Source organism: Mesorhizobium sp. M1182 (genome assembly GCF_040318335.1).
In the GTDB taxonomy this organism is placed as follows: Bacteria; Pseudomonadota; Alphaproteobacteria; order Rhizobiales; family Rhizobiaceae; genus Mesorhizobium.
Genome location: NZ_JAMYMD010000011.1, coordinates 120,962 through 141,324, shown reverse-complemented (window position 1 = coordinate 141,324; position 20,363 = coordinate 120,962). Strand labels below are relative to the sequence as shown.

The window sequence follows — 20,363 nt, the reverse complement described above, 5'->3', positions numbered from 1 at the left end:
ACGGTGCCCGGCTTTTGTCCACATGGTCAAATTTGAGTGGGCGGAACGCGCCATTAAATGGCCTGGCAAATCGACGCTTGCTCACAATCGCTCCAGCGCCACGGCGATGCCCTGGCCGACACCGATGCACATGGTGGCGAGCGCGTATCTGGCGCCGCGTTCACGCAGCTCCAGCGCCGCCGTGCCTGATATGCGCGCGCCGGACATGCCGAGCGGATGACCGAGCGCGATGGCGCCGCCATTCGGATTGACGTGCTCCGCGTCCTCGGCAATGCCGAGCTGGCGCAGCACGGCGATGCCTTGCGAGGCGAAGGCCTCGTTGAGCTCGACGACGTCGAACTGTTGCGGCGTCAGGCCGAGCCGGGCACACAGCTTCTGCGTGGCCGGCACCGGACCGATGCCCATGATCCGCGGAGCGACGCCGGCGGTGGCACCGCCGAGGATGCGGGCAATCGGCGTCAGTCCGCATCTCTTCGCTGCCGCTTCCGAGGCGACGATCAGCGCCGCGGCGCCGTCATTGACGCCCGATGCATTGCCGGCCGTAACCGTGCCGCCTTGTCGGAACGGCGTCGGCAACTTGGCCAACGCTTCGATCGACGTGCCCCCGCGGGGATGCTCATCTCTGTCGACAACGACCGGATCGCCCTTGCGCTGCGCGATCGTCACCGGCGTGATTTCCTTTGCCAGCCGGCCATTGGCTTGTGCGGCTACAGCCTTGTCCTGGCTGCGCACGGCAAATGCGTCCTGGTCGGCGCGGGAGACAGCGAACTCTTCCGCCACGTTCTCGCCGGTCTCCGGCATCGAATCGACGCCGTATTGCTTCTTCATCAGCGGATTGATGAAGCGCCAGCCGATCGTGGTATCGTAAATCTCGGCATTGCGCGAAAAGGCGGTCTCTGCCTTCGGCAGCACGAACGGAGCGCGGCTCATCGATTCGACGCCGCCTGATATCATCAACTCCGCCTCGCCGGCCTTGATGGCGCGGGCAGCAATCATCACCGCATCCATGCCCGAACCGCAGAGACGGTTGACGGTCGAGCCCGAAACCTCCTTGGGCAGGCCGGCCAGCAGCAGCGCCATGCGCGCCACATTGCGGTTGTCCTCGCCGGCCTGGTTGGCGCAGCCATAGACGACATCGTCGATGGCGGCCCAGTCGATGCCCGAATTACGCTCGACCAGCGCCCTCAGAGGGATAGCGCCGAGATCGTCGGCACGGACCGCCGACAACGAACCGCCGAAGCGCCCGATCGGCGTGCGGATGTAGTCGCAGATATACGCCTCGGCCATTATGCCGCCTCTCTCTTGCACTGACGATTTCTTCTCCCGGCCCGCCATCTTGGCCGCATTCTCCTTGAGACGAAAGCACATCTCGCTGCCGGCCGTTAGGCCAAAGAGAATTTCAGCTGCCGCCCACCGGGAGCGGCGGATCAGCCGATGCTTTCTCCACCGTCGATCACCAGCGCCTGACCGGTCATGAAGGACGAGCGGTCGGAGACGAGGAACAGGATCGCTTCGGCGATTTCCTCTGCGCTGGCCCAGCGCTGCATGGGAATTTTGGTGCGGACATAGTTCTCGATCGCCGCCCGCCCGCCCATCTGCGCGATGAACGGCTCGTTGAAGGGCGTATCGACCCAGCCGGGGCACAGCGCGTTGATGCGGACATTGTGTTTGGCATAGTCGAGCGACATCTGCCGGGTCATCGCCACCACTGCATGTTTTGACGTTGCGTAGGCGATCATTTCGCGGTCGTAGAACACACCCGAATTCGAGGCGGTATTCAGGATCACCCCGCCGCCTTGCGCGATCATCGACGGCATGACCAGCCTGGCCGCGAGGAACTGCGCCCGCACATTGATCCGCCAGGAGGCATCCATGCCGTCGGCGCCGACTTCGGTCAGCGTGCCGCCGACCTGGATCCCGGCATGGTTGTGCAGGATGTCGATCCGCCGATGCCGGCCCAGCGTTCCCGCAATGAGCTGCTCGACCGCCGCATCCTCGCCGACGTCGGTGGCGACGGCCTCGGCCCGACCGCCGGCCGCACGAATGTCGGAAGCGGTTGCTTCCCCCGCCGCCTGGTCCCTGTCGGCGATCACCACGAGCGCGCCTTCCCTGGCCATCATCATGGCGCCGGCACGCCCGATCCCCGACCCGGCACCCGTCACCACTGCGATGCGATCTCTCAGAATCATGTTTTTTATCTTTCAGTGTGATGGTTTTCGTTGCCGCAGTTGCCATTGGGCAAGCACCACGAGCAGAACGGAGGCGACGAGCACGATCGTCGCGATGGCATTGATCTCCGGCGTGACCCCGCGCCGGATCGAGGCGAAGACATAGATCGGCAACGTCGTCTGTGCGCCGGCGACGAAGAACGCGACGATGAAATCGTCGAAGGAGAATGTGAAGGCGAGCAGGAAGCCGGCGATCACCGCCGGCATGATCTGCGGCAACACGATGCTGCGGAACGTCGTCAGCGGGGTAGCGTAAAGATCGCTCGAGGCCTCGACCAGATTGCGGTCGAGGCTGCCGAGGCGCGTGCTGACAATCATCGCCACCAGCGCCATCGAAAACAGCCCGTGCGCGGCGATGATCGAGCCATAGCCGAGCGCCAGGCGCGGCGGCTGGTCGTTCGGCCACAGCGAAGCGACAAACGGGTTGACCACCCCGAATAGCTGGACCAGCGCGACCAGCGTCGAGATGCCGATGACGACACCAGGAACGACGATCGCAGCACCCAAAAGCGCATCGAACACGGCTCGCGTCCGCGCGCCGACACGCGCTAGGCCAAGCGCGGCGGCCGTGCCGCACAGCGCCGCCAGCAAGGCGCTGGTCGTGGCGATGAACAGGCTGTTCTTCAGCGCTTCGACCAGGAACGGGTTTGCCAGGGCCTTGCCGTACCATTGCACCGAGAAGCCAGTGAACTCGCTGGCGTGGTGGCCGGCGTTGAACGAAAACAGCACCACCAGCGCGATCGGCAGGTAGAGAAAGGCAAAGACCGCAACGACGAAGGCACGCATCAGATCAGGTCCACCCGGCGGGCACCCGAAAGCCGGGTCGAAATGCGGTTCGCGGCAAGCAGCACGACCACTGAAACCGCCACAAGTGTGATGGCGATTGCCGATCCAAATGGCCAGTTGCGCGATTGCAGGAACAGATCGACCAGCGCGTTGCCGATGAAGAAGACCTTGCCGCCGCCGAGTAGCGTCGGGATCAGATATTCGCCGAGCAGCAGGATCATGACCAGCGAGAAGCCGGTCATCACACCTGGCAGCGACAGCCGCAGCGTCACGCCGAGGAATGTCGAGATCGGCGTCGCGCCGAGATCGGCGGAGGCCTCCAGCAGCCGGCGGTCGAGCCGCTCGAGGCTGACATAGATCGGCAGGATCATCAGCGGCAGATAACCATAGACGATGCCGAGCAGAACCGCTCCCGGCGTGTTGATCAGCCGCACGTCCTCCATCCCGACATAGGCCAGCAGAGCTGGGATGCCGCGCCCGCCAAGCACATACATCCAGGCATAGGTTCGCATCAGCAGGCTGGTCCAGAACGGGATGACGACAAGCGCCAGCAGGATCAGCCGCCACCGTTCGGGTGCGCGCAAAGCGAGGTAATAGGCGACCGGATAGGCAACGAGAAGACAGGCCAGTGCGCCCGCCGGCGCCAGCACCATGGTGTTCCAGAAGGCGGTCGCCCGCGCCGGAAGATTGGCAAACTGCGCCAAGGTGAAAGCGGCCTGATAGCCGCCTTCCGGCGCCCGCTCGCCGACGCTGAAAACGGCAATCGCCACGAACGGCAAAACTAAAAACACCACCAGCCACGCCGTTGCTGGACCGAGCAGCAGGGCGGTCAGGAGATTGTGACGGAGGACGTTGCTGCGCATTGAAAAAACCGCCCGGGTGCCGGCGGACATCTGTCCGCCGGGGAGTTGCCTGCATCGAGCCTGTGGCCTGCCCGGTTCAAGCCGACTTGAAGCGTGCCATCAATTCGGCCCGGCCCGGATCGGTTAGCGTCGCAGCCGCACCGAATTCGAGCGGCTTCAGCAGATCCGCCGCCGGATAGAGGATCGGATTGTCCAGCACCTCCTTGGGCAGCAGCGCATTGACCCGCGCATCGGTGGAAGGCGCACCGTTGGCCAGGTGCTCCTTGACCGCGACTTTCGGGTTCATCAAATAGTTGAGCAAGGCATAGCCGGCAGGCTTGTTCGGCGCATCCTTGGGTATTGCGTAGAAGTCGGTCCAGATCTCGCCGCCTTCCTTGCCAAGCACGTAGGCGATTTCGGGGATGTCGCGGTGGAGCTGCGCCCCGTCATTGGTCCAGCACATCGTCATCCACGCGTCGCCGGCACGCATCGACGGCTGGTAGTCGCTAGAGACCGCGAACAGATGCGGCTTGACCTTCAGCAGCAATTCCTCCGCCTTGGCGAGTTCCTCCGGCCTCAGCGAGTTGAACGAGAAGCCGAAATATTTCAGCGCGTTGCCGATCGTGGTCAGCTGGTAATCATGAACCATGGTCCGGCCGTCGCCCTCCGCCATGGCCGTGTCCCAGAATTCCTTCCAGCTCGTCATCGGCTTGGTCAGTTTCTTGGTGTTGACGGCAAATCCGGTGGTGCCCCAATTCTTCGGCACAGCGTAGGTCACCCCGTCGATGGTGCCTTCCCCAGTGAAGCGCGGGTCTTCTTGCGAGCCGTCATAATTGGCAAGCTTGGCCATATCCAGCGCTTCGATGATGCCAAGCTTCTTGTAAGTCGAGATCGTGTAGTTGGTCGGAACGAAAAGGCTCCAGCCCGAGGCGCCGGCCTGCAGCTTGGCCAGCATCTCCTCGTTTGACCCGAACACGTTCACCTCGACGGCAACGCCGGTTTCGGCCTTGAAATTCTCGAACGTCGCCGGGTCGTGATAATTGGGCCAGGTGGCAATCGACATGCGGTCGCCAAGCCCCTCCTGGGCGAAGGCTGGCGACGGCATGATGCCGAGTTCGCGGGCCATTACTGCCGTTGCGATGCCTAGGCCGGTGAGGCCAAGGAACTCGCGGCGGCCGATGGAACCGCGCTTGAGGCGCATCAACTGGTCGACGAATTTTTCAGGGCTTATCGGCAGTCCGTCACGATACGATTTCGACATTTTTGTTTTCCCTCTGGTTGGTCCCGTTATTCTCCGGAAACGCCAGCGGCGTTCCGGCTGTAAAGCCGACGGCGACGGGTTCACCCGGCTTGAAGAGATTTCCACCGCCAACCAGATGATCGGCCTTGGCGAGCAGCGTCCCGATGCCTTGGACCTCGATTGCATATTCCGCGGTGGAACCGAGAAAGATCCGGTTGCGGACAAGCCCGTTCAGCCGGCCGCTTCCGGGCGCGCCGAGACTTAAGGATTCAGGACGCAGGCTGACCGAGACGGCTTCGCCCTGGGCTAGCGAAGTGCGCTTGCGCGCGGCGATGACGGTGCCGTCGGCAAGCGCTACCTCGACGAGCTTGCCCGAGAGCCCGACGACCTTGCCGCTCAAGAGATTGGTCTTGCCGACGAAATCGGCGACGAAGAGGTCGGCGGGTTCGTCGTAGATTTCGCTCGGCTGCCCAAGCTGGACGATGCGCCCGCCATTCATGACGCAGACGAAATCGCTCATCGACAGTGCCTCTTCCTGATCGTGGGTGACCAGGACGAAGGTGATGCCGATCTCGCGCTGCAGGTTCTGCAGCTCTATCTGCATGTCGGTGCGCAGCTTCTTGTCGAGCGCCGCCAGGGGCTCGTCGAGCAGCAGCACCGCCGGCTTGTTGACCAGCGCCCGCGCCAGGGCGACACGCTGCTGCTGGCCGCCGGAAAGCTCATGGATCTTGCGGCGTCCATAGCCGGCAAGCCGAACCATGGCGAGCGCCTCGCCTGCCTTCAGGCTGATCTCCCGCGACGACAGGCGCGGCCGCGCCTGGCGTAGGCCATAGGCGACGTTGTCCGCCACATCCAGATGCGGAAACAACGCATATTGCTGGAACACCATGTTGACCGGCCGCCGATAGGGCGGCGTGCCGGCCATGTCGCGGCCACGGATGAATACCACACCTTCGCTTGGCTGTTCGAAACCGCCGATCATGCGCAAACAGGTTGTCTTGCCGCAGCCGGACGGCCCGAGCAACGCGACAAAGGCAGACGGCGGGATGGCAAGATCGATGCCGCTGACCGCGATCACGCTGCCGTAGCGTTTGGTGACCCCGCGAAACTCGATGTCGGGCACTGCGGTCAAAGCTGCGGGCTCCAGCGGCTAGTTGGTCTCGAAACGCTATCAGAGCCAATGGCGGCTAGTATATACCTCCCAGGTGGTATATTTCGTCTATTTTCTCGTCTGGAGGGGTATGAATTGGGCGTTTCACGCAGCGATGAATACAGCCGGCTCGCTGCGCTCATCGCAGCGACGCGGGAGACGAGCGGCGAGCTTTTCGGCAAGGCGATGGTCGCCTGGCTCCGCCAGCATGTCAGCTTCGATCATTGCGTGATCTTCGGCTATCGCGGCGCCTCACGCCCGCCGCTGCTGTTCGAGACATTCTCGCCGGCCGAAAGCCACGTCTTCGTCGCGCTCTATCAGGAAGGGCCTTATCTGCTCGATCCGTTCCACCATGCGGCAGTCGAGCGCAAGGAAGGCTTTTGGCGCATGCGCGAATTGGCGCCGGATCGCTTCTATGCCAGCGAATATTACCGCTCCTATTACAGCCAGACCAGGCTTGCGGAGGAGGTCGGCTTTTTCGTGCCGCTGTCGGGAAAGGACGCGCTGGTGGTCTCGCTAATGCGATTGCGCGCTTCGGGGCCGTTCGGAACCGCCGATGCCAGGTTGCTGCGCGACATGGCGCCTGCGGTGATCAGCCTCGTCAGGCTACGCTGGCCTACCCTTCCGGCTGACGGACCGGTTGGGACGAAGCAAGACGAGGCGATTACTCCGGTCAGTGAGTTCGAACGTGCTCACATCTGGAAGAGCCTTTCGCTCACGCCGCGCGAACAGCATGTCGTCGATCTGGTGCTTCAGGGCCATTCCACGGAATCGATTGCCAGGGCGATGCGCATCGTGCCGGGAACCGTAAAAGTTCATCGCCGCAACATTTACCGCAAGCTCAAGATAAAGTCGCAGGCGGGTCTGTTCGCGCGTTTTGTCGAGATCATGGACGCACGGATTCGGTAGTCCCAAGTTCAGCCGGCAGCGCCGTCCCAGGAACCGGTTTCGGCCATTTGCCTGAGCCGGGGTGCCACTCGAAAGACATCCTTGCCGGTCTGCTGGTGCCAGTGATCCAGCCGCTGGATGATCTTGTCCACGCCTTCGAGGCTCGCCCAGAACATCGGCCCGCCCTTGCCGACCGGGAAGCCGTAGCCGTTGACCCAGACGACGTCGATATCGGAGGCGCGGGCGGCAATCTTTTCCTTGAGGATTTTGGCGCCCTCGTTGATCATCGGATAGAGCGTCCGCTCGATGATCTCCTCGGCGCCGATCGCGCGCGGTGCAACACCGCGCCCGGCAGCCTTGTTGCGGATCAGCGCCTCGACATCGGGATCGGGCAGCGGCGTGCGCGAACCGCCTTCATAGCGATAGAAGCCGCTGCCGGTCTTCTGGCCGAAATGTCCCTGTTCGCACAACGCATCGGCGATCACGGCCGTCTGGCCACGCGCCTTGCGGTTGCGCCAGCCTATGTCCAGGCCGGCGAGATCGCTCATCTCGAACGGCCCCATCGGCCAGCCGAAATCGGTGAACACCTGGTCGACCTGGCGCGGCATTGCGCCTTCCAGCAGAAGCGTCTCCAGTTCCGCACCGCGCGCCGCCAGCATGCGGTTGCCGACGAAGCCGTGGCAGACGCCGACGACGACCGGCACCTTGCCGATCCGCCGTGCCAGATCGACGATGGTCGCCAGCACGTCGGGCGAAGTCTTTTCGGCGCGGACGATTTCCAAAAGCTTCATGACGTTAGCCGGCGAAAAGAAATGCATGCCGAGGAGATCTTGCGGCCGCGACGTCGACGCGGCGATTTCGTTGACGTCGAGATAGGAGGTGTTGGTGGCGAGGATCGTGCCCGGCTTGGCCACGGCATCGAGCCTGCCGAAAACATCCTTCTTGACCGCCATCTCCTCGAACACGGCCTCGACGATCAGGTCGCAATCGGCAAGATCGGCATAGTCGGTGGAACCCTTGAACAACCCAAGCCGTTGGCGCTTGGCGTCTTCGCTCAGCGAGCCGCGGATGACGGAAACGGCATAATTCTTGTTGATCGTCGCCAGCCCGCGCTGCAAGGCCTCGTGTGTCGCTTCCAGCAAGGTCACGGGGACGCCGCCATTGGCGAACGCCATGGCGATGCCGCCGCCCATCGTGCCGGCGCCGATGACGCCGACCCGGGCGATCTTGCGCCTGGCGACGTCCTTGCCGGCAATCTTTGCCGCCTCACGTTCAGCGAAGAACAAATGCCGCTGCGCGCGTGATTGGTCCCCGGCGACAAGCTTGACGAACAGGTCGCGCTCCGCCGCCAGCGCTTCGTCGCAGGGCAGCGTCAGGGCGTTGCGGACCGACTGCGCACAGGCGATCGGCGCCTCGAGGCTGCGTGCTTTGCCGGCAAGCACTGCCGCTTCCTTGTCGAACGCCGGCAAGTCGGCCTGGTCGAGGCGATCATTGCGGTCGCGCACCGGCGTGAACGGACCGCCTTTCGCGGCCGTTTCGTTGGCGAAACTCACCGCTTGCGCGGTCAGGTCGCCATCGAAGACGGCATCCACCAGGCCGGCGGCGAGCGCCTCGGCCGCACCGATCGGCGTTCCCGAAACGATCATGCTGAGTGCCTTCAGCGGACCAACCAGGCGCGGCAGGCGAACCGTGCCGCCGCCGCCCGGCAGCAGGCCGAGCTTGACTTCCGGCAGGCCGAGCCTTGCCGTTCGGTCGGCAACACGGAAATGGCAGCCGAGCGCCAGTTCCAGGCCGCCGCCGAGCGCAGTGCCGTGAATGGCCGCGACCGTCGGCTTGGCGATGGTTTCCAGCATGGCGACTAGGGCGCCCAGGTCCGGTTGCCGCGCCGGCTTGCCGAATTCGGTGATGTCGGCGCCGGCGACGAAGGTCCGCCCGGCGCATGCTATCACGATTGCTCCGACCGACGGCTCGTCGCGCAGGTAAACGAGCGCCTGCATCAGCGGCTCGCGCACATGGAAGCTCAGCGCGTTGACCGGCGGATTGTCGATGCTCACCACCGCGACGTTGCCGTGCCTTGTAGTGCTGACGAAATCGGACACGCAAACCTCACGCAATGATGTTGGCCAATAGCGCGACGGGATTTACAGCGCTGGCATGCGGATGGGAACCACGTGTTTTGCAGGCCGGATCGATATCCCTTCGCCGCCGGGTGGCCTTGCTTTAGCGCAGCGCCTTCTGCCCGCCGGCGGCGGTGATGACGCCGACGATGATCAGCCCGGTCAGCACCAGGCGGACGCCGACGCTGACGCCGAACGTGTTGAGCATGGTCAACAGCAGCACCAGGAACAGCGCCGCGCCCCAGACCCCCGGCACATTGGCCTTGCCGCCCGCCACCGACGTGCCGCCGATGACGACGACGGCGATCGAGGCCAGCAGATACTCATTGCCGATATCGACATTGGCGCCGCGGAAATAGCCGGCGAGCAGTGCGCCGTCGAGGCCGCCGAGCGCGCCCGACAGCGTGTAGGTGAGGAAGCGGGTGCGGCCGACATTGACGCCGGCCAGCCAGGCAGCGCGGATGTTCTGGCCAATCGCCAGCACCGAGCGTCCGTAGATCATGCGCTGCAAAACGATGCCGGCGCCGATGGTGAACAGCACGGTGAGGATCGCCAGCACCGGGATGCCGAACACCTGCCAGTTGGTGAAGTCGGCAAAGCCCGGCGGCGGCTTGATCTGCAGGCCCCGCCCATAGCTGATATCGACCGACTGGATGACGAAGCTGGCCGACAGCGTCGCGATGATCGGCGGAATGCGCAGCGCCCAGATCAGCAGGTAGTTGACGGCGCCGATCGCCATGCCGCAGGCAAGCGCGGCCAGCAGCCCGACCGCGATCATCGCATCATTGCCGTCCATGACCTTCATGGCGACGGCGCTGGCAAGGCCGATATTGGCCGGCAGCGACAGGTCGACATTGCCCGGCCCGAGCGTGATGACGAACATCTGCCCGACGCCGACGATGACGGTGAAGACGGCGAGCGACAGCGCCGCCGTGATCATGCCGCCGCCGCCATAGCCGCCGGTGAAGGCGATGGTTGCCAGCCACACCAGCAGCGCCCCGAAGAACGACCAGATCCAGGGTCTGGCGAGCAGTGCCCGCAGCGATGCCATGCTCACCTCTCCCTGCGGCTGATCAGCACCCGCGCCGCCAGCACGATGATCAGGATGGCGCCGTTGGCGGCGACCTGCCAGTCGGGCGGAATGTGCATGAACGTCAAGAGGGGCGATGCCGCCAGCGCCAGCGTCAGCGCGCCGATGACGGCGCCGATCGGCGACACCCGGCCGCCGACGAACTCGCCGCCGCCGAGGATGACGCCGGCGATCGAAAGCAGCGTGTAGCCATTGCCGATATTGGCATCGGCCGAGGTGGTGATGCCGATCAGCGCCATGCCGGACAAAACGCCGAACAGGCCGGTCAGCGCAAACAGCGCGATCTTGGTGCGCAGGAGCGACCAGCCGGCGCGCTTGAGTGCGGCTGAATTGCCGCCCGATCCACGCAGGATGACGCCGTAGGAGGTGCGCATCAGGCCAAAATGGACGACGGCTGCGATCAGCAATGCCGCGATGATCGGGAACGGAATGAAGGGTGGCTTGAAGGCCATCAGCGCCAGCAGCCAGTCCGGCGCCTTGCCGCCGGGCTTGGGCAGGATGAGGATGGCCATGCCCTGCCAGACAAAACTCATGCCGAGCGTCACCACGATAGAGGGCAGGTTGCGCAGATGGATCAGCGCGCCGAGCAGCGCGTAGACGCCGATCGACCCGAGCAGGATCACGACGCCGAGCAGCGGCGCGTCCTTCAGCCATGTCGCCGTCACGCAGCCGACGAAGCCGACAAAGGTGCCGATCGACAGATCGAGCTCGTTGCCGGCGATGACGAACATCTGCGCGATCGTCGCCAGAGCGATCGGGATCGCCAGATTGAGCATCAGGCTGAAACCGAAATAGCTGATGGCGCGCGGGTTGAGCCAGGCGATGGCGATGAGCACCAGCGCCAGCGACAGTGCCGGCAGCAGGCTGCGCAGCATGCGCGCCCGCCTGGTGGCGCGAGCCGAAGATTTTAGCCCATTCTCGACGGATACCGCTGTCATCTCAGGCCGCATCGCCGAACGACGACTGGATGATCTTTTCCTCCGTCAGTTCGTCGCGATGAAGGTTGGCGACGATCCGGCCGTTCTTGAACACATAGATGTGGTCGCAATTGTCGAGCTCTTCGGTTTCGGTGGTGTACCATAGGAAAGTGCGGCCATGGCGAGCCTCCTCGCGCACCAGGTCGTAGACTTCGAGCTTGGTGCCAATGTCGACGCCGCGCATCGGATCGTCCATCAGCACGATCTTGGCGTCGGAGCCGAGCGCCCGCGCGAACAGCGCCTTCTGCTGGTTGCCGCCGGACAGCGAGAAGATGTTGTTGTTCATGTCGGGCGTACGGATGCCGATTTTCCGCTGCCACAACTCGGCGAGCTCGGCTTCGCGCTGCGGCGAGATCAAGAGGCCGTTGCGCAATCGCGCCAGCGAACGGATGCCAATGTTCTCGGCAATCGACCATTGCGGAAAAATCCCGTCCGACTGGCGGTCGCCGGCAACCAGCGCCACCGGCGCGGTGACCTCGATGCCGGTCTTGGCACGGGAAGCCGCAGCAAAGATAGCCAGCAAAAGATCGGTCTGCCCATGCCCGGCAAGTCCGGCAAGGCCGATGATCTCACCGGCACGGGCGACGAGCTCGTTGCCGTCCTGCTGTCGCGCCGGGCGCGCCCGGACCCGCAGCGGACCGGGCTCCGGCTTGCCGCTCGCAATCTCTGCGGCGGTCTTCTCGCGCGCCTCCGCTCCGCCCATCGCTGTCACCAGCCTGTCGCGGTCGAAGGCGTCGGCCTGCCCGGCGGCGACCACCTTGCCGTCGCGCATCACCACGATGCGGTCGGCATTTCCGAGCACTTCGCCCAACACATGCGAGATCAGGATGCAGCTCTTGCCGGCAGCGATGAAGCGGCGCACGAACGCCAGCAGCTGGCCGGCGGTATGCGCGTCGAGCGAGGATGTCGGCTCGTCGAGGATAACCAGCTCGAGCGGCTCCTGCGTGACCGTGAAGGCGCGCGCCACCTCCACCATCTGCCGGCTGGTGATGGAAAGATCACCGACGATGTCGGATGCCGAGATGCTGTGGCCGGGGAAGATCTCGTCGAGCTTGGCGGCGATCAGATCGGCCGCCTTGCGCCGCCAGCCGAAGCCATGCAGCGACGCGTGGTTGATCCGCGTGTTCTCGGCGACGCTGAGGTTCGGGCAGAGCGACAGCTCCTGGAACACACAGCGTATGCCGAGCTGCTGCGCGCGCGGCACCGAATAACTTGCCTCGACACCGCCGCGGACCGCGATCTGCCCGCTGTCGGGGGCAAGCGTGCCCGCCACCATATGCATGAGCGTCGATTTTCCGGCGCCGTTATGGCCGACGAGACCGACGCATTCTCCGGCACGAACGCTGAAATCGACACCGGCGAGCGCCCTGACGGCGCCGAAATGTTTTTCGGCTCCGTCCAGTCTTATGATGTCCAAACTGACGGCGCCGAAAAGCTTTTCGGCGCCATCCGGCATGATGATGTCTGCATTGGCCTCGGGCATCCCTCAACGATACCCGGTTATCCGTGGCGGCAACAATAGCGCCATGCTCACTTGATGTTGGCCTTGATCGCCGCGATGGCGTCTTCCTGCGTGTATTCGTGGCTGGCGACGCCGCCCTTCGGAATCTTCGGCAGCGCGGCCTCGAAATCGTCCTGGGTGAAGGCAAGATAGGGCACCAGCAGGTCGTGCGGCACGTCGGTGCGGCCGTCGAGCACCTGCTGCGCCACCCAGAAGGCAAGCGTCGATACGCCCGGTGCGATCGATGCCGACCAGGTCTTGTAACCGTCCTTTTCCTTCTGCTCCTTCCACCACTGCAACTCGTCCTGGCGATTGCCCATGATGATGGTCGGGCGTGGCTTGCCGGCGGCGGCGAAAGCCTGCGCCGCGCCGTAGCCGTCACCGCCCTGGTCGACGACCCCGACAACATCCGGCAGCGAAGGCAGGATCGTCGCTACGGCTTTCTGTGCCGTGGTCTGGTCCCAGTCGCCGGTCACCGAGCCGACGATCTTGAACTCGGGATGGGCAGCGACGCCTTCGAGGATGCCGGCATGGATGGCATCGTCGATCGAAGTGCCGGCGAGGCCGCGGATTTCCAGCAGGTTGCCGCCCTTGGGCTGGAACTTGGCCATCTGCTCGACTTCCTGCTTGCCCATGTCCTTGAAGTCGACGACGACGCGGTAGGCGCAGGGTTCGGTGACGATACCGTCGAAGGAAACGACGACGATGCCGGCGTCGCAGGCCTGCTTGATGGCGCCGTTGAGCGCATCCGGAGACGCCGCGTTGATGACGATCGCGTCATAGCCCTGCAGGATCAGGTTCTGCACCTGGGCTGCCTGCGTCGGCACTTCCTTGTCGGCCGTCGTGAAGACGTCCGCGGCGCCGACCACCTTGTCGGCAACCGCCTTCTTGGTAACGATGGCGTAGCTGTCCAGCATCGCCTGCCGCCAGGAATTGCCGGCGTAATTGTTGGAGAAAGCGATTTTCTTGCCGCTGGTGTCGGCAAGAGCGGTACCTGCGGCGAGCATCGCCGCAAGAGCTCCTAAAGCGAATATTTTCCTCATGTCATACTCCTCCCGTGAGTTGCTGTCTTACTGGTGGTTAATGGCTGGCTGGTGGGTATTGGCTGATACGCTCACAATCTTGTTTTTTATCTATTATCAGACAAATGCAGATAGGCGGCAAGCTGTCAACATCAAACCATGGCCGGCGATCAACTTGCGGTGCAATCATTGAAACCGGTTCGACTCCTGGTCTAGGGATGGCACTGGAGACCGATTTGGATGGCGACGAACCTTGCCCCGGGTGCACCCGGCATTCCGGCACGCTGGACCTCGAGCGCCAAGAGCGGCGTCGGCACCGCGCTCTCGCCGGCCTGCCCGATCTGGTTCACCATCAGCCACGGTATCCTCAACGAGATCTACTACCCGCGCCTCGATAGCGCATGCACCCGCGATCTGGGGCTGATCGTCACCGGACCCGACGGCTATTTCTCGGAAGAAAAACGCGACGCCGAACACAGTATCGAACCCCTGGCGGACGGGGTGCCTGCCTACCGGCTGGTCAACACCGCAAGCGATGGAACCTACAGGATCGAAAAGCGCATCCTGACGGATCCGGAACGTCCCGTCTTGCTGCAGGAGATCATGTTCACGCCGCTCAAAGGCGCGGCCGCCGACTACCGCGTCTACGCGCTGCTGGCACCGCACCTCGTCAACGCCGGCATGGGCAACACCGCCTGGATCGACGACCATGAAGGACAGCCTGTCCTGTTTGCATCGGGACGCGGCACCTGCCTGGCGCTCGCCTCGTCGTTGCCGTGGAAGGCGTGCTCGGCCGGCTATGTCGGCGTCTCCGACGGCTGGCAGCAGCTTGGTCAAGGCGGCCGGCTCGATCCGGCCTGCCGCAGGGCCGAGGATGGCAATGTCGCGCTGACCGGCGAGATCGCCTTTTCGGCCGCAAACCCAAAAATATCGCTGGCGCTCGGCTTCGGCACGACGCCGCAACAGGCGGCGGAAACCGCTTTCGCCAGCCTGAGGCAAGGTTTTGAGCCCGCAGCCGGATCCTACGTCGACAAATGGCGCAAATGGCAGGCCGGATTGCTGCCGCTGGACCGGCATGCGGCGTCCGGCCTCAACAGCTACCGCCTCAGCACGGCGGTGCTGGCGACACACCGGTCGTCCGCCGGAGCAGCCGTTGCCAGCCTGTCGATCCCGTGGGGCTTCAACAAGGGCGACGACGATCTCGGCGGCTATCACCTGGTCTGGCCGCGCGATCTGGTCGAAACCGCCGGCGGCTTCCTCGCCGCCGGCGACCCGGCGGAAGCCTTGCGCATCCTTGGCTATCTGCGCTCGATCCAGCAGCCGGACGGCCATTGGCCGCAGAACGCCTGGCTCGACGGATCGGCCTATTGGCCGGGCATCCAGATGGACGAATGCGCCTTCCCGCTGCTGCTTGCCGACGCACTGCGCCGCGCCGGCCATTTGCCGCCTGCCGCACTCTCCTCCTTCATGCCGATGATCGAGCGCGCTACCGCCTATGTCGTGCGCAACGGCCCGGTCACCGGCGAGGACCGTTGGGAAGAAGACGCCGGCTACAGCCCGTTCACGCTTGCCGTCGAGATCGCCGCATTGCTTGCGGCTGCCGACATCTTCGATGCCGCCGGCAAAGCCGAGCCGGCAAACTATCTGCGCGAAACCGCCGACGTCTGGAACGATCAGATCGAACGCTGGACCTACGTCGCCGGTAGCTCCTCGGGCGATGAAGCCGGCGTCGAGGGCCACTATGTCCGCATTGCGCCGCCCGACAAAGCCGGCGCGGCATCGCCGAAAGACGGCTACGTCCCGATCAAGAACCGCCCGCCGGCCGATACGGACCGGCCGGCCGAGGCGATCGTCAGCCCCGATGCGCTGGCGCTGGTCCGCTTCGGCTTGCGGGCAGCCGACGATCCGCGCATCCTCGACACGGTCAAGGTGATCGACGCGCAATTGCGCTGCGAGCTGCCGCAGGGCCCGCTCTGGTACCGCTACAATGGCGACGGCTATGGCGAGCATGCCGACGGCGCGCCCTTCGATGGAACCGGCCGGGGCCGGCCCTGGCCGCTGCTGGTCGGCGAGCGCGCTCATTACGAGTTGGCGGCAGGCCGCAGGCATAGTGCGGCAAGCCTGCTCAGGACGTTCGAGAACTCTGCCGGACCGGGCGGCCTGCTGCCGGAGCAGGTCTGGGACGGTCCCGACATGCCGGAGCGCGAATTGCGGCATGGCGGGCCCTCCGGCAGCGCCAAGCCGCTGGTCTGGGCGCATTCCGAGCACATCAAGCTGCTGCGTTCTCTCCGCGACGGCGCCGTGTTCGACATGCCGCCGCAAGGGGTCAAGCGCTATATCGAGGGCAGGACGGTGTCGCGCTTCAGGGCATGGCGTTTCAGCCACAAGATCCGTACCATCCCGGCAGGCAAGGCGCTGCGCATCGAACTTCTGGCCCGGGCGGTGGTTCATTGGAGCAGCGACGATTGGGCAACCGTCCATGACACCGAGACCACCGCGAATGCTTTCGGCATCCATCTTGCGGAATTGCAGGTTGCCGAGATTGCTCCGGGCAATAGCCCGGGCAATAGCATTGTCTTCACTTTCTTCTGGCCCGACAGCGGCCATTGGGAGAATGCTGACTTTTCTGTCGGCATCGGCGATACCGGATAGAACATGATCCCGCAGAGTGGAGACCGGTTTTTGGAAAAGATCATGCTTCAATCACAGCGCCACTAGATCATCGATCCCTCAAGTAAGGCAGGACGAGACCATGCAGATAGGAATGATGGGACTGGGCCGGATGGGCGCCAACATGGTTCGGCGCCTGCTGCGTGATGGCCACGAATGCGTCGTCTACGATATTAACCCGGCGAGCGTCGCCGCGCTTGTGAGCGCCGGCGCGGTCGGAGCGGCGTCGATGGAGGAGTTCGTCGGCAAGCTGGCGAAGCCGCGCAGCGCCTGGCTGATGCTGCCTGCGGCGATCACCGGCAAGATCGTCGACCAGGTGGCTGCCCTGATGGAGCCGGGCGACATCATCATAGACGGCGGCAATTCCTATTACCACGAGGCCGTCGACCACGCCGCGCGCCTCGCCTTGAAAGGCTTGAGCTATGTCGATGTCGGCACCAGCGGCGGCGTCTGGGGCCTCGAGCGCGGCTACTGCCTGATGATCGGCGGCCCCGACAGCGCGGTCCAGCATATCGATCCGGTCTTCGCAACGCTGGCGCCGGGCGCCGACGCCGCTTCGCCCGCTCCTGCCAAGGATGCCGGAACCTCGCCCTTCGGCTATCTTCACTGCGGACCAAGCGGCGCCGGCCATTTCGTCAAGATGGTCCATAACGGTATCGAATATGGCGTTATGGCCGCCTATGCCGAAGGCATGAACATCCTGAAGTCGGCGAATGCCGGCAAACGGCAGCGCACCGCCGATGCCGAAACCAGCCCGCTGGAAAACCCGCAATATTACCAGTTCGACATCGACATCGCTGAAGTGGCCGAGGTCTGGCGGCACGGCAGCGTCATCGGCTCGTGGCTGCTCGACCTGACGGCCGGCGTACTGAAGGCCGATTCGTCGTTGACGCAGTTCGGCGGGCGGGTCTCGGATTCCGGCGAAGGCCGCTGGACGCTGAAGGCGGCGATCGACACCGGCGTGCCGGCGCCGGTGCTGTCCTCGGCGCTGTTCGACAGGTTCTCCTCGCAAGGCGAATCCGAATTCGCCGACAAGCTTCTGTCCGCCATGCGCTATGCCTTTGGCGGCCATGTCGAAAAACCCAAGGCCGGCTCGTGACGGGCGACAGGGAGGCACGCCCATGAGCCAGGAACGATCGGACACGCTGGTGCTTTTCGGCGCCACCGGCGATCTCGCCCACAAGAAGATCTTCCCCGCCCTTTACGCCATGGTGGCCAAAGGGACGCTGAACGAGCCGGTGATCGGCGTCGCCTTCGATCCGTGGGACCTGGCCAAGCTGCAGGCGCGCGCCCGCGACGGCATCGTCAACGCCTTGGGCAGCATCGACGACAAGATCTTTGCCAGGCTTGCATTGCTGCTGCGCTATGTCAGTGGCGACTATCGGGCGCCTGCGACCTTCGAGAAGCTGAAGACCGCGCTCGGCGGCGCTGAGCGGCCGCTGCACTATCTGGCGGTGCCGCCGGCGATGTTCGAGGTGGTCGTCCAGGGGCTGGAGCAGTCGGGCGCCGCCCAGGGCGCGCGCCTGATGGTGGAAAAGCCGTTCGGCCACGATCTGCAATCGGCGCGCTGGCTTAACCGGGTGCTGCATCTGGTTTTCGACGAAAAGTCGATCTTCCGCATCGACCATTATCTCGGCAAGGAGGCGATCCAGAATCTGCTCTATTTCCGTTTCGCCAATTCCTTCCTCGAGCCGATCTGGAACCGCAATTACGTCGAGAGCGTGCAGATCACCATGGCCGAGGATTTCGGCGTCGAGGGCCGCGGCCGCTTCTATGACGAGGTCGGCTGCATTCGCGACGTCATCGAAAACCATCTGCTCAATATCCTCTTGCTGCTCGCCATGGAACCGCCGGTCGGCCGCTCGGCCGACGATCTCATCGACGAGAAGGTGCAGGTCCTGCGGGCGATCCGGACGCTGACCAGGGACGATGTGGTGCGCGGCCAGTTCGACGGCTATCTCAGCGAGCCGGGCGTGGCGCCGAACTCGCCGGTCGAGACCTTCGCGGCGGTGCGCTTTTTCGTCGATACCTGGCGCTGGCAGGATGTGCCGTTCTTCATTCGCGCCGGCAAATCCCTGCCGGTGCACGCCACCGAGGTCATCGTGCAACTGAAGCGGCCGCCGCTCGACGTCTTCGATCCGATCAAGCCCGGCGACTGCAATCACGTGCGCTTCCGCATCGATCCTCAGGTGGCGATCTCGATCGGAGCCCGGCGCAAGGCGCCCGGCGATGACATGGTCGGTGAGCAGGTCGAGCTCACCGCGCTGGACGATTCGAAGGGCGACATGCCGCCTTACGAACGGTTGATCGGCGACGCCATGAACGGCAACGGCCAGCTGTTCACCCGCCAGGACGCCAGCGAGCTCGCCTGGCGCATCGTCGGCCCGGTGCTCGGCGACACCACGCCGCCCCCTGTCTACGCGCCAAAGACATGGGGGCCGGCCGAAGCCATGGCTGGATTCGGGCCGCCGAACGGCTGGATCAATCCGGCGAAATGATTTCTGGGAGGCGAAGGCGATGGCCAAGGCGGTGAGGCACCCGGCATCGGAGGAAGAAAAGATCGTGCTTGCGATCGATATCGGCGGCTCGCACGTCAAGATCCGCACCAGTGCCGGCGGCGACGAGCGCAAGACCGCTTCCGGACCGGAGCTTACGCCGCAGCAGATGGTCGCGGCGGTGAAGACGCTCGCCGAAGGGCTGCACTACGATGTCGTCTCGATGGGCTATCCGGGCCCGGTGCACCACAACCGCCCACTGACCGAACCCGCCAATCTCGGCAAGGGCTGGGTCGGCTGCGATTTCGCCGCCGAGTTCGGCAAACCGGTCAAGGTCGTTAACGATGCGCTCATGCAGGCCATCGGCAGTTATGAGGGCGGCCGCATGCTGTTCCTTGGCCTCGGCACCGGCCTTGGGGCCGCGATGATCGTCGATAACGTTGCCCAGCCGATGGAGCTTGCCTATCTTCCCTACAAGAAGCGCGGCAGTTTCGAAGACTATGTCGGCGAACGCGGCCTGCAAAAGCGCGGCAAGAAGAAATGGCGCAAACACGTCTTCGACGTGGTCGACCGGCTTCGCGCCGCCATGCAGCCGGACTACGTGGTCATCGGCGGCGGCAATGTCGACGAACTCACCGACTTGCCCGCCGATTGCAGACGCGGCGACAACACACGCGCCTTCGAGGGCGGATTTCGACTATGGCGCGACAAATCCCTGATTATTTGATATTGCTGATTGTCTGATATTATCGAGCACCGGCTCAGGGTTGTTAATCCCGCGCTGCCGTTAGTATTATTATTCAAAATAATGTGTGACGTGGTGCGGCGTCATTGCATTGCGCAGATTTGCCGACTAGGAATTTCTGCGACCCCCATGGACGGAGAGATAGATTGACCGACGACAACAACAACGCTCGCAAAAATATCGACCTGCTCGAGCTGACCGCCCATATCGTGTCCGCCTATGTCGAGAAGAACCGCTTGCCGGCTTCCGGCCTCGGCGATCTCATCGCCAGCGTCAGCGCTTCCATAGGCGGCCTCGGGCAACCGGCTGTGCCGGTCGCCGCGCCGCTGACGCCTGCCGTCAATCCCAAGAAATCGGTGACGCCGGACTACATCATCTGTCTCGAGGACGGCAAGAAGTTCAAATCCTTGAAGCGCCATATCGGCGTTCATTTCGGGCTGACGCCCGACGCCTATCGCGCCAAATGGGGCCTGCCGTCGGACTACCCGATGGTCGCCCCCAACTACGCGGCCTCGCGTTCGCAGCTGGCCAAGGCGATCGGTCTCGGCCGCAAAGCCCCCCCGCCCGCGCCCGTCAAGGGCAGGGGCAGGAAGGCCAAGGCGACGGCCTAAA

Annotated in this window: 17 protein-coding genes; 6 read left to right on the top strand and 11 right to left on the bottom strand. The window is 64.2% G+C overall.

From position 1 onward, the window contains the following. Positions 1-81 precede the first annotated feature (81 nt). The 6 genes from pcaF to NKH33_RS16015 all read right to left on the bottom strand — a co-directional run bounded on the left by pcaF (position 82) and on the right by NKH33_RS16015 (position 6,228). Entirely contained in the window at positions 82-1,287 is a 1,206-nt protein-coding gene (pcaF, locus tag NKH33_RS16040) for a 3-oxoadipyl-CoA thiolase (RefSeq protein WP_352920532.1), read from the bottom strand. Positions 1,288-1,427: 140 nt separating this feature from the next. Beyond that, positions 1,428-2,189, bottom strand: coding sequence for an SDR family NAD(P)-dependent oxidoreductase (locus tag NKH33_RS16035; protein WP_023678183.1), 762 nt, complete (start codon positions 2,187-2,189; stop codon positions 1,428-1,430). Between the two features lie 12 nt (positions 2,190-2,201). After that, a complete protein-coding gene (locus tag NKH33_RS16030) occupies positions 2,202-3,014 on the bottom strand; it encodes an ABC transporter permease (protein ID WP_352470749.1) in 813 nt (270 codons plus the stop codon). Beyond that, positions 3,014-3,877 (bottom strand): ABC transporter permease, encoded by an 864-nt coding sequence (locus tag NKH33_RS16025; protein ID WP_352451300.1) that lies wholly within the window; start codon positions 3,875-3,877, stop codon positions 3,014-3,016. The genes NKH33_RS16030 and NKH33_RS16025 overlap by 1 nt, the downstream gene beginning before the upstream one ends. A 76-nt stretch (positions 3,878-3,953) precedes the next feature. Further along, complete coding sequence (locus NKH33_RS16020) at positions 3,954-5,117, bottom strand: ABC transporter substrate-binding protein (RefSeq protein ID WP_352451301.1); 1,164 nt, start codon at positions 5,115-5,117, stop codon at positions 3,954-3,956. After that, positions 5,098-6,228, bottom strand: coding sequence for an ABC transporter ATP-binding protein (locus NKH33_RS16015; protein ID WP_023678187.1), 1,131 nt, complete (start codon positions 6,226-6,228; stop codon positions 5,098-5,100). Before NKH33_RS16015 ends, NKH33_RS16020 begins: the two co-directional genes overlap by 20 nt. Before the next feature lie 114 nt (positions 6,229-6,342). On the opposite strand from NKH33_RS16015, the gene NKH33_RS16010 reads away from it, so the two are divergent. Beyond that, a complete protein-coding gene (locus NKH33_RS16010) occupies positions 6,343-7,155 on the top strand; it encodes a response regulator transcription factor (RefSeq protein ID WP_352767438.1) in 813 nt (270 codons plus the stop codon). Positions 7,156-7,163: 8 nt separating this feature from the next. Here NKH33_RS16010 and NKH33_RS16005 read toward each other — a convergent pair whose 3' ends face one another. From NKH33_RS16005 to NKH33_RS15985, 5 genes are all read right to left on the bottom strand, one after another. Beyond that, positions 7,164-9,233: a 3-hydroxyacyl-CoA dehydrogenase NAD-binding domain-containing protein gene (locus NKH33_RS16005; protein WP_352920527.1), complete on the bottom strand. Its 2,070-nt coding sequence runs from the start codon at positions 9,231-9,233 to the stop codon at positions 7,164-7,166. Between the two features lie 121 nt (positions 9,234-9,354). Then, positions 9,355-10,302 (bottom strand): ABC transporter permease, encoded by a 948-nt coding sequence (locus tag NKH33_RS16000; protein WP_352540864.1) that lies wholly within the window; start codon positions 10,300-10,302, stop codon positions 9,355-9,357. A gap of 2 nt (positions 10,303-10,304) precedes the next feature. Continuing rightward, positions 10,305-11,279: an ABC transporter permease gene (locus NKH33_RS15995; protein ID WP_023678190.1), complete on the bottom strand. Its 975-nt coding sequence runs from the start codon at positions 11,277-11,279 to the stop codon at positions 10,305-10,307. A 1-nt stretch (position 11,280) separates the two neighbouring features. Beyond that, the gene (locus NKH33_RS15990; protein ID WP_352834711.1) at positions 11,281-12,774 is read right to left on the bottom strand and encodes a sugar ABC transporter ATP-binding protein; all 1,494 of its coding nucleotides are present in this window, start codon (positions 12,772-12,774) and stop codon (positions 11,281-11,283) included. 74 nt (positions 12,775-12,848) lie between these two features. Further along, the gene (locus tag NKH33_RS15985) at positions 12,849-13,862 is read right to left on the bottom strand and encodes an ABC transporter substrate-binding protein (protein ID WP_352481006.1); all 1,014 of its coding nucleotides are present in this window, start codon (positions 13,860-13,862) and stop codon (positions 12,849-12,851) included. Between the two features lie 219 nt (positions 13,863-14,081). Here NKH33_RS15985 and NKH33_RS15980 point away from each other — a divergent pair, with 219 nt between their 5' ends. The 5 genes from NKH33_RS15980 to NKH33_RS15960 all read left to right on the top strand — a co-directional run bounded on the left by NKH33_RS15980 (position 14,082) and on the right by NKH33_RS15960 (position 20,362). Next, positions 14,082-16,493 carry a glucan 1,4-alpha-glucosidase gene (locus tag NKH33_RS15980; protein ID WP_352920524.1) on the top strand — a complete coding sequence of 804 codons (2,412 nt, stop codon included), beginning with the start codon at positions 14,082-14,084 and terminating at the stop codon, positions 16,491-16,493. Positions 16,494-16,593: 100 nt separating this feature from the next. After that, positions 16,594-17,610, top strand: a complete 1,017-nt coding sequence (gene gnd, locus NKH33_RS15975; protein WP_352920521.1) for a phosphogluconate dehydrogenase (NAD(+)-dependent, decarboxylating) — start codon at positions 16,594-16,596, stop codon at positions 17,608-17,610. Between the two features lie 22 nt (positions 17,611-17,632). After that, positions 17,633-19,009 carry a glucose-6-phosphate dehydrogenase gene (zwf, locus tag NKH33_RS15970; RefSeq protein ID WP_352920518.1) on the top strand — a complete coding sequence of 459 codons (1,377 nt, stop codon included), beginning with the start codon at positions 17,633-17,635 and terminating at the stop codon, positions 19,007-19,009. Positions 19,010-19,028: 19 nt separating this feature from the next. Then, positions 19,029-19,733 carry an ROK family protein gene (locus tag NKH33_RS15965; RefSeq protein WP_352920516.1) on the top strand — a complete coding sequence of 235 codons (705 nt, stop codon included), beginning with the start codon at positions 19,029-19,031 and terminating at the stop codon, positions 19,731-19,733. Positions 19,734-19,897: 164 nt separating this feature from the next. Then, positions 19,898-20,362 (top strand): Ros/MucR family transcriptional regulator, encoded by a 465-nt coding sequence (locus NKH33_RS15960; protein WP_352481010.1) that lies wholly within the window; start codon positions 19,898-19,900, stop codon positions 20,360-20,362. The last annotated feature ends 1 nt before the right edge of the window (position 20,363 follow it).

Bases quoted from the DNA above. Each gene is read 5' to 3' on its own strand.
- NKH33_RS16000 (WP_352540864.1), bottom strand. From the start codon at position 10,302: ATGGCATCGCTGCGGGCACTGCTCGCCAGACCCTGGATCTGGTCGTTC.
- NKH33_RS16035 (WP_023678183.1), bottom strand. From the start codon at position 2,189: ATGATTCTGAGAGATCGCATCGCAGTGGTGACGGGTGCCGGGTCGGGG.
- zwf (WP_352920518.1), top strand. From the start codon at position 17,633: ATGAGCCAGGAACGATCGGACACGCTGGTGCTTTTCGGCGCCACCGGC.
- NKH33_RS15965 (WP_352920516.1), top strand. From the start codon at position 19,029: ATGGCCAAGGCGGTGAGGCACCCGGCATCGGAGGAAGAAAAGATCGTG.
- NKH33_RS15980 (WP_352920524.1), top strand. From the start codon at position 14,082: ATGGCGACGAACCTTGCCCCGGGTGCACCCGGCATTCCGGCACGCTGG.
- NKH33_RS15985 (WP_352481006.1), bottom strand. From the start codon at position 13,862: ATGAGGAAAATATTCGCTTTAGGAGCTCTTGCGGCGATGCTCGCCGCA.
- NKH33_RS16025 (WP_352451300.1), bottom strand. From the start codon at position 3,877: ATGCGCAGCAACGTCCTCCGTCACAATCTCCTGACCGCCCTGCTGCTC.
- NKH33_RS16030 (WP_352470749.1), bottom strand. From the start codon at position 3,014: ATGCGTGCCTTCGTCGTTGCGGTCTTTGCCTTTCTCTACCTGCCGATC.
- NKH33_RS16020 (WP_352451301.1), bottom strand. From the start codon at position 5,117: ATGTCGAAATCGTATCGTGACGGACTGCCGATAAGCCCTGAAAAATTC.
- NKH33_RS15990 (WP_352834711.1), bottom strand. From the start codon at position 12,774: ATGCCGGATGGCGCCGAAAAGCTTTTCGGCGCCGTCAGTTTGGACATC.
- pcaF (WP_352920532.1), bottom strand. From the start codon at position 1,287: ATGGCCGAGGCGTATATCTGCGACTACATCCGCACGCCGATCGGGCGC.
- NKH33_RS15995 (WP_023678190.1), bottom strand. From the start codon at position 11,279: ATGACAGCGGTATCCGTCGAGAATGGGCTAAAATCTTCGGCTCGCGCC.
- gnd (WP_352920521.1), top strand. From the start codon at position 16,594: ATGCAGATAGGAATGATGGGACTGGGCCGGATGGGCGCCAACATGGTT.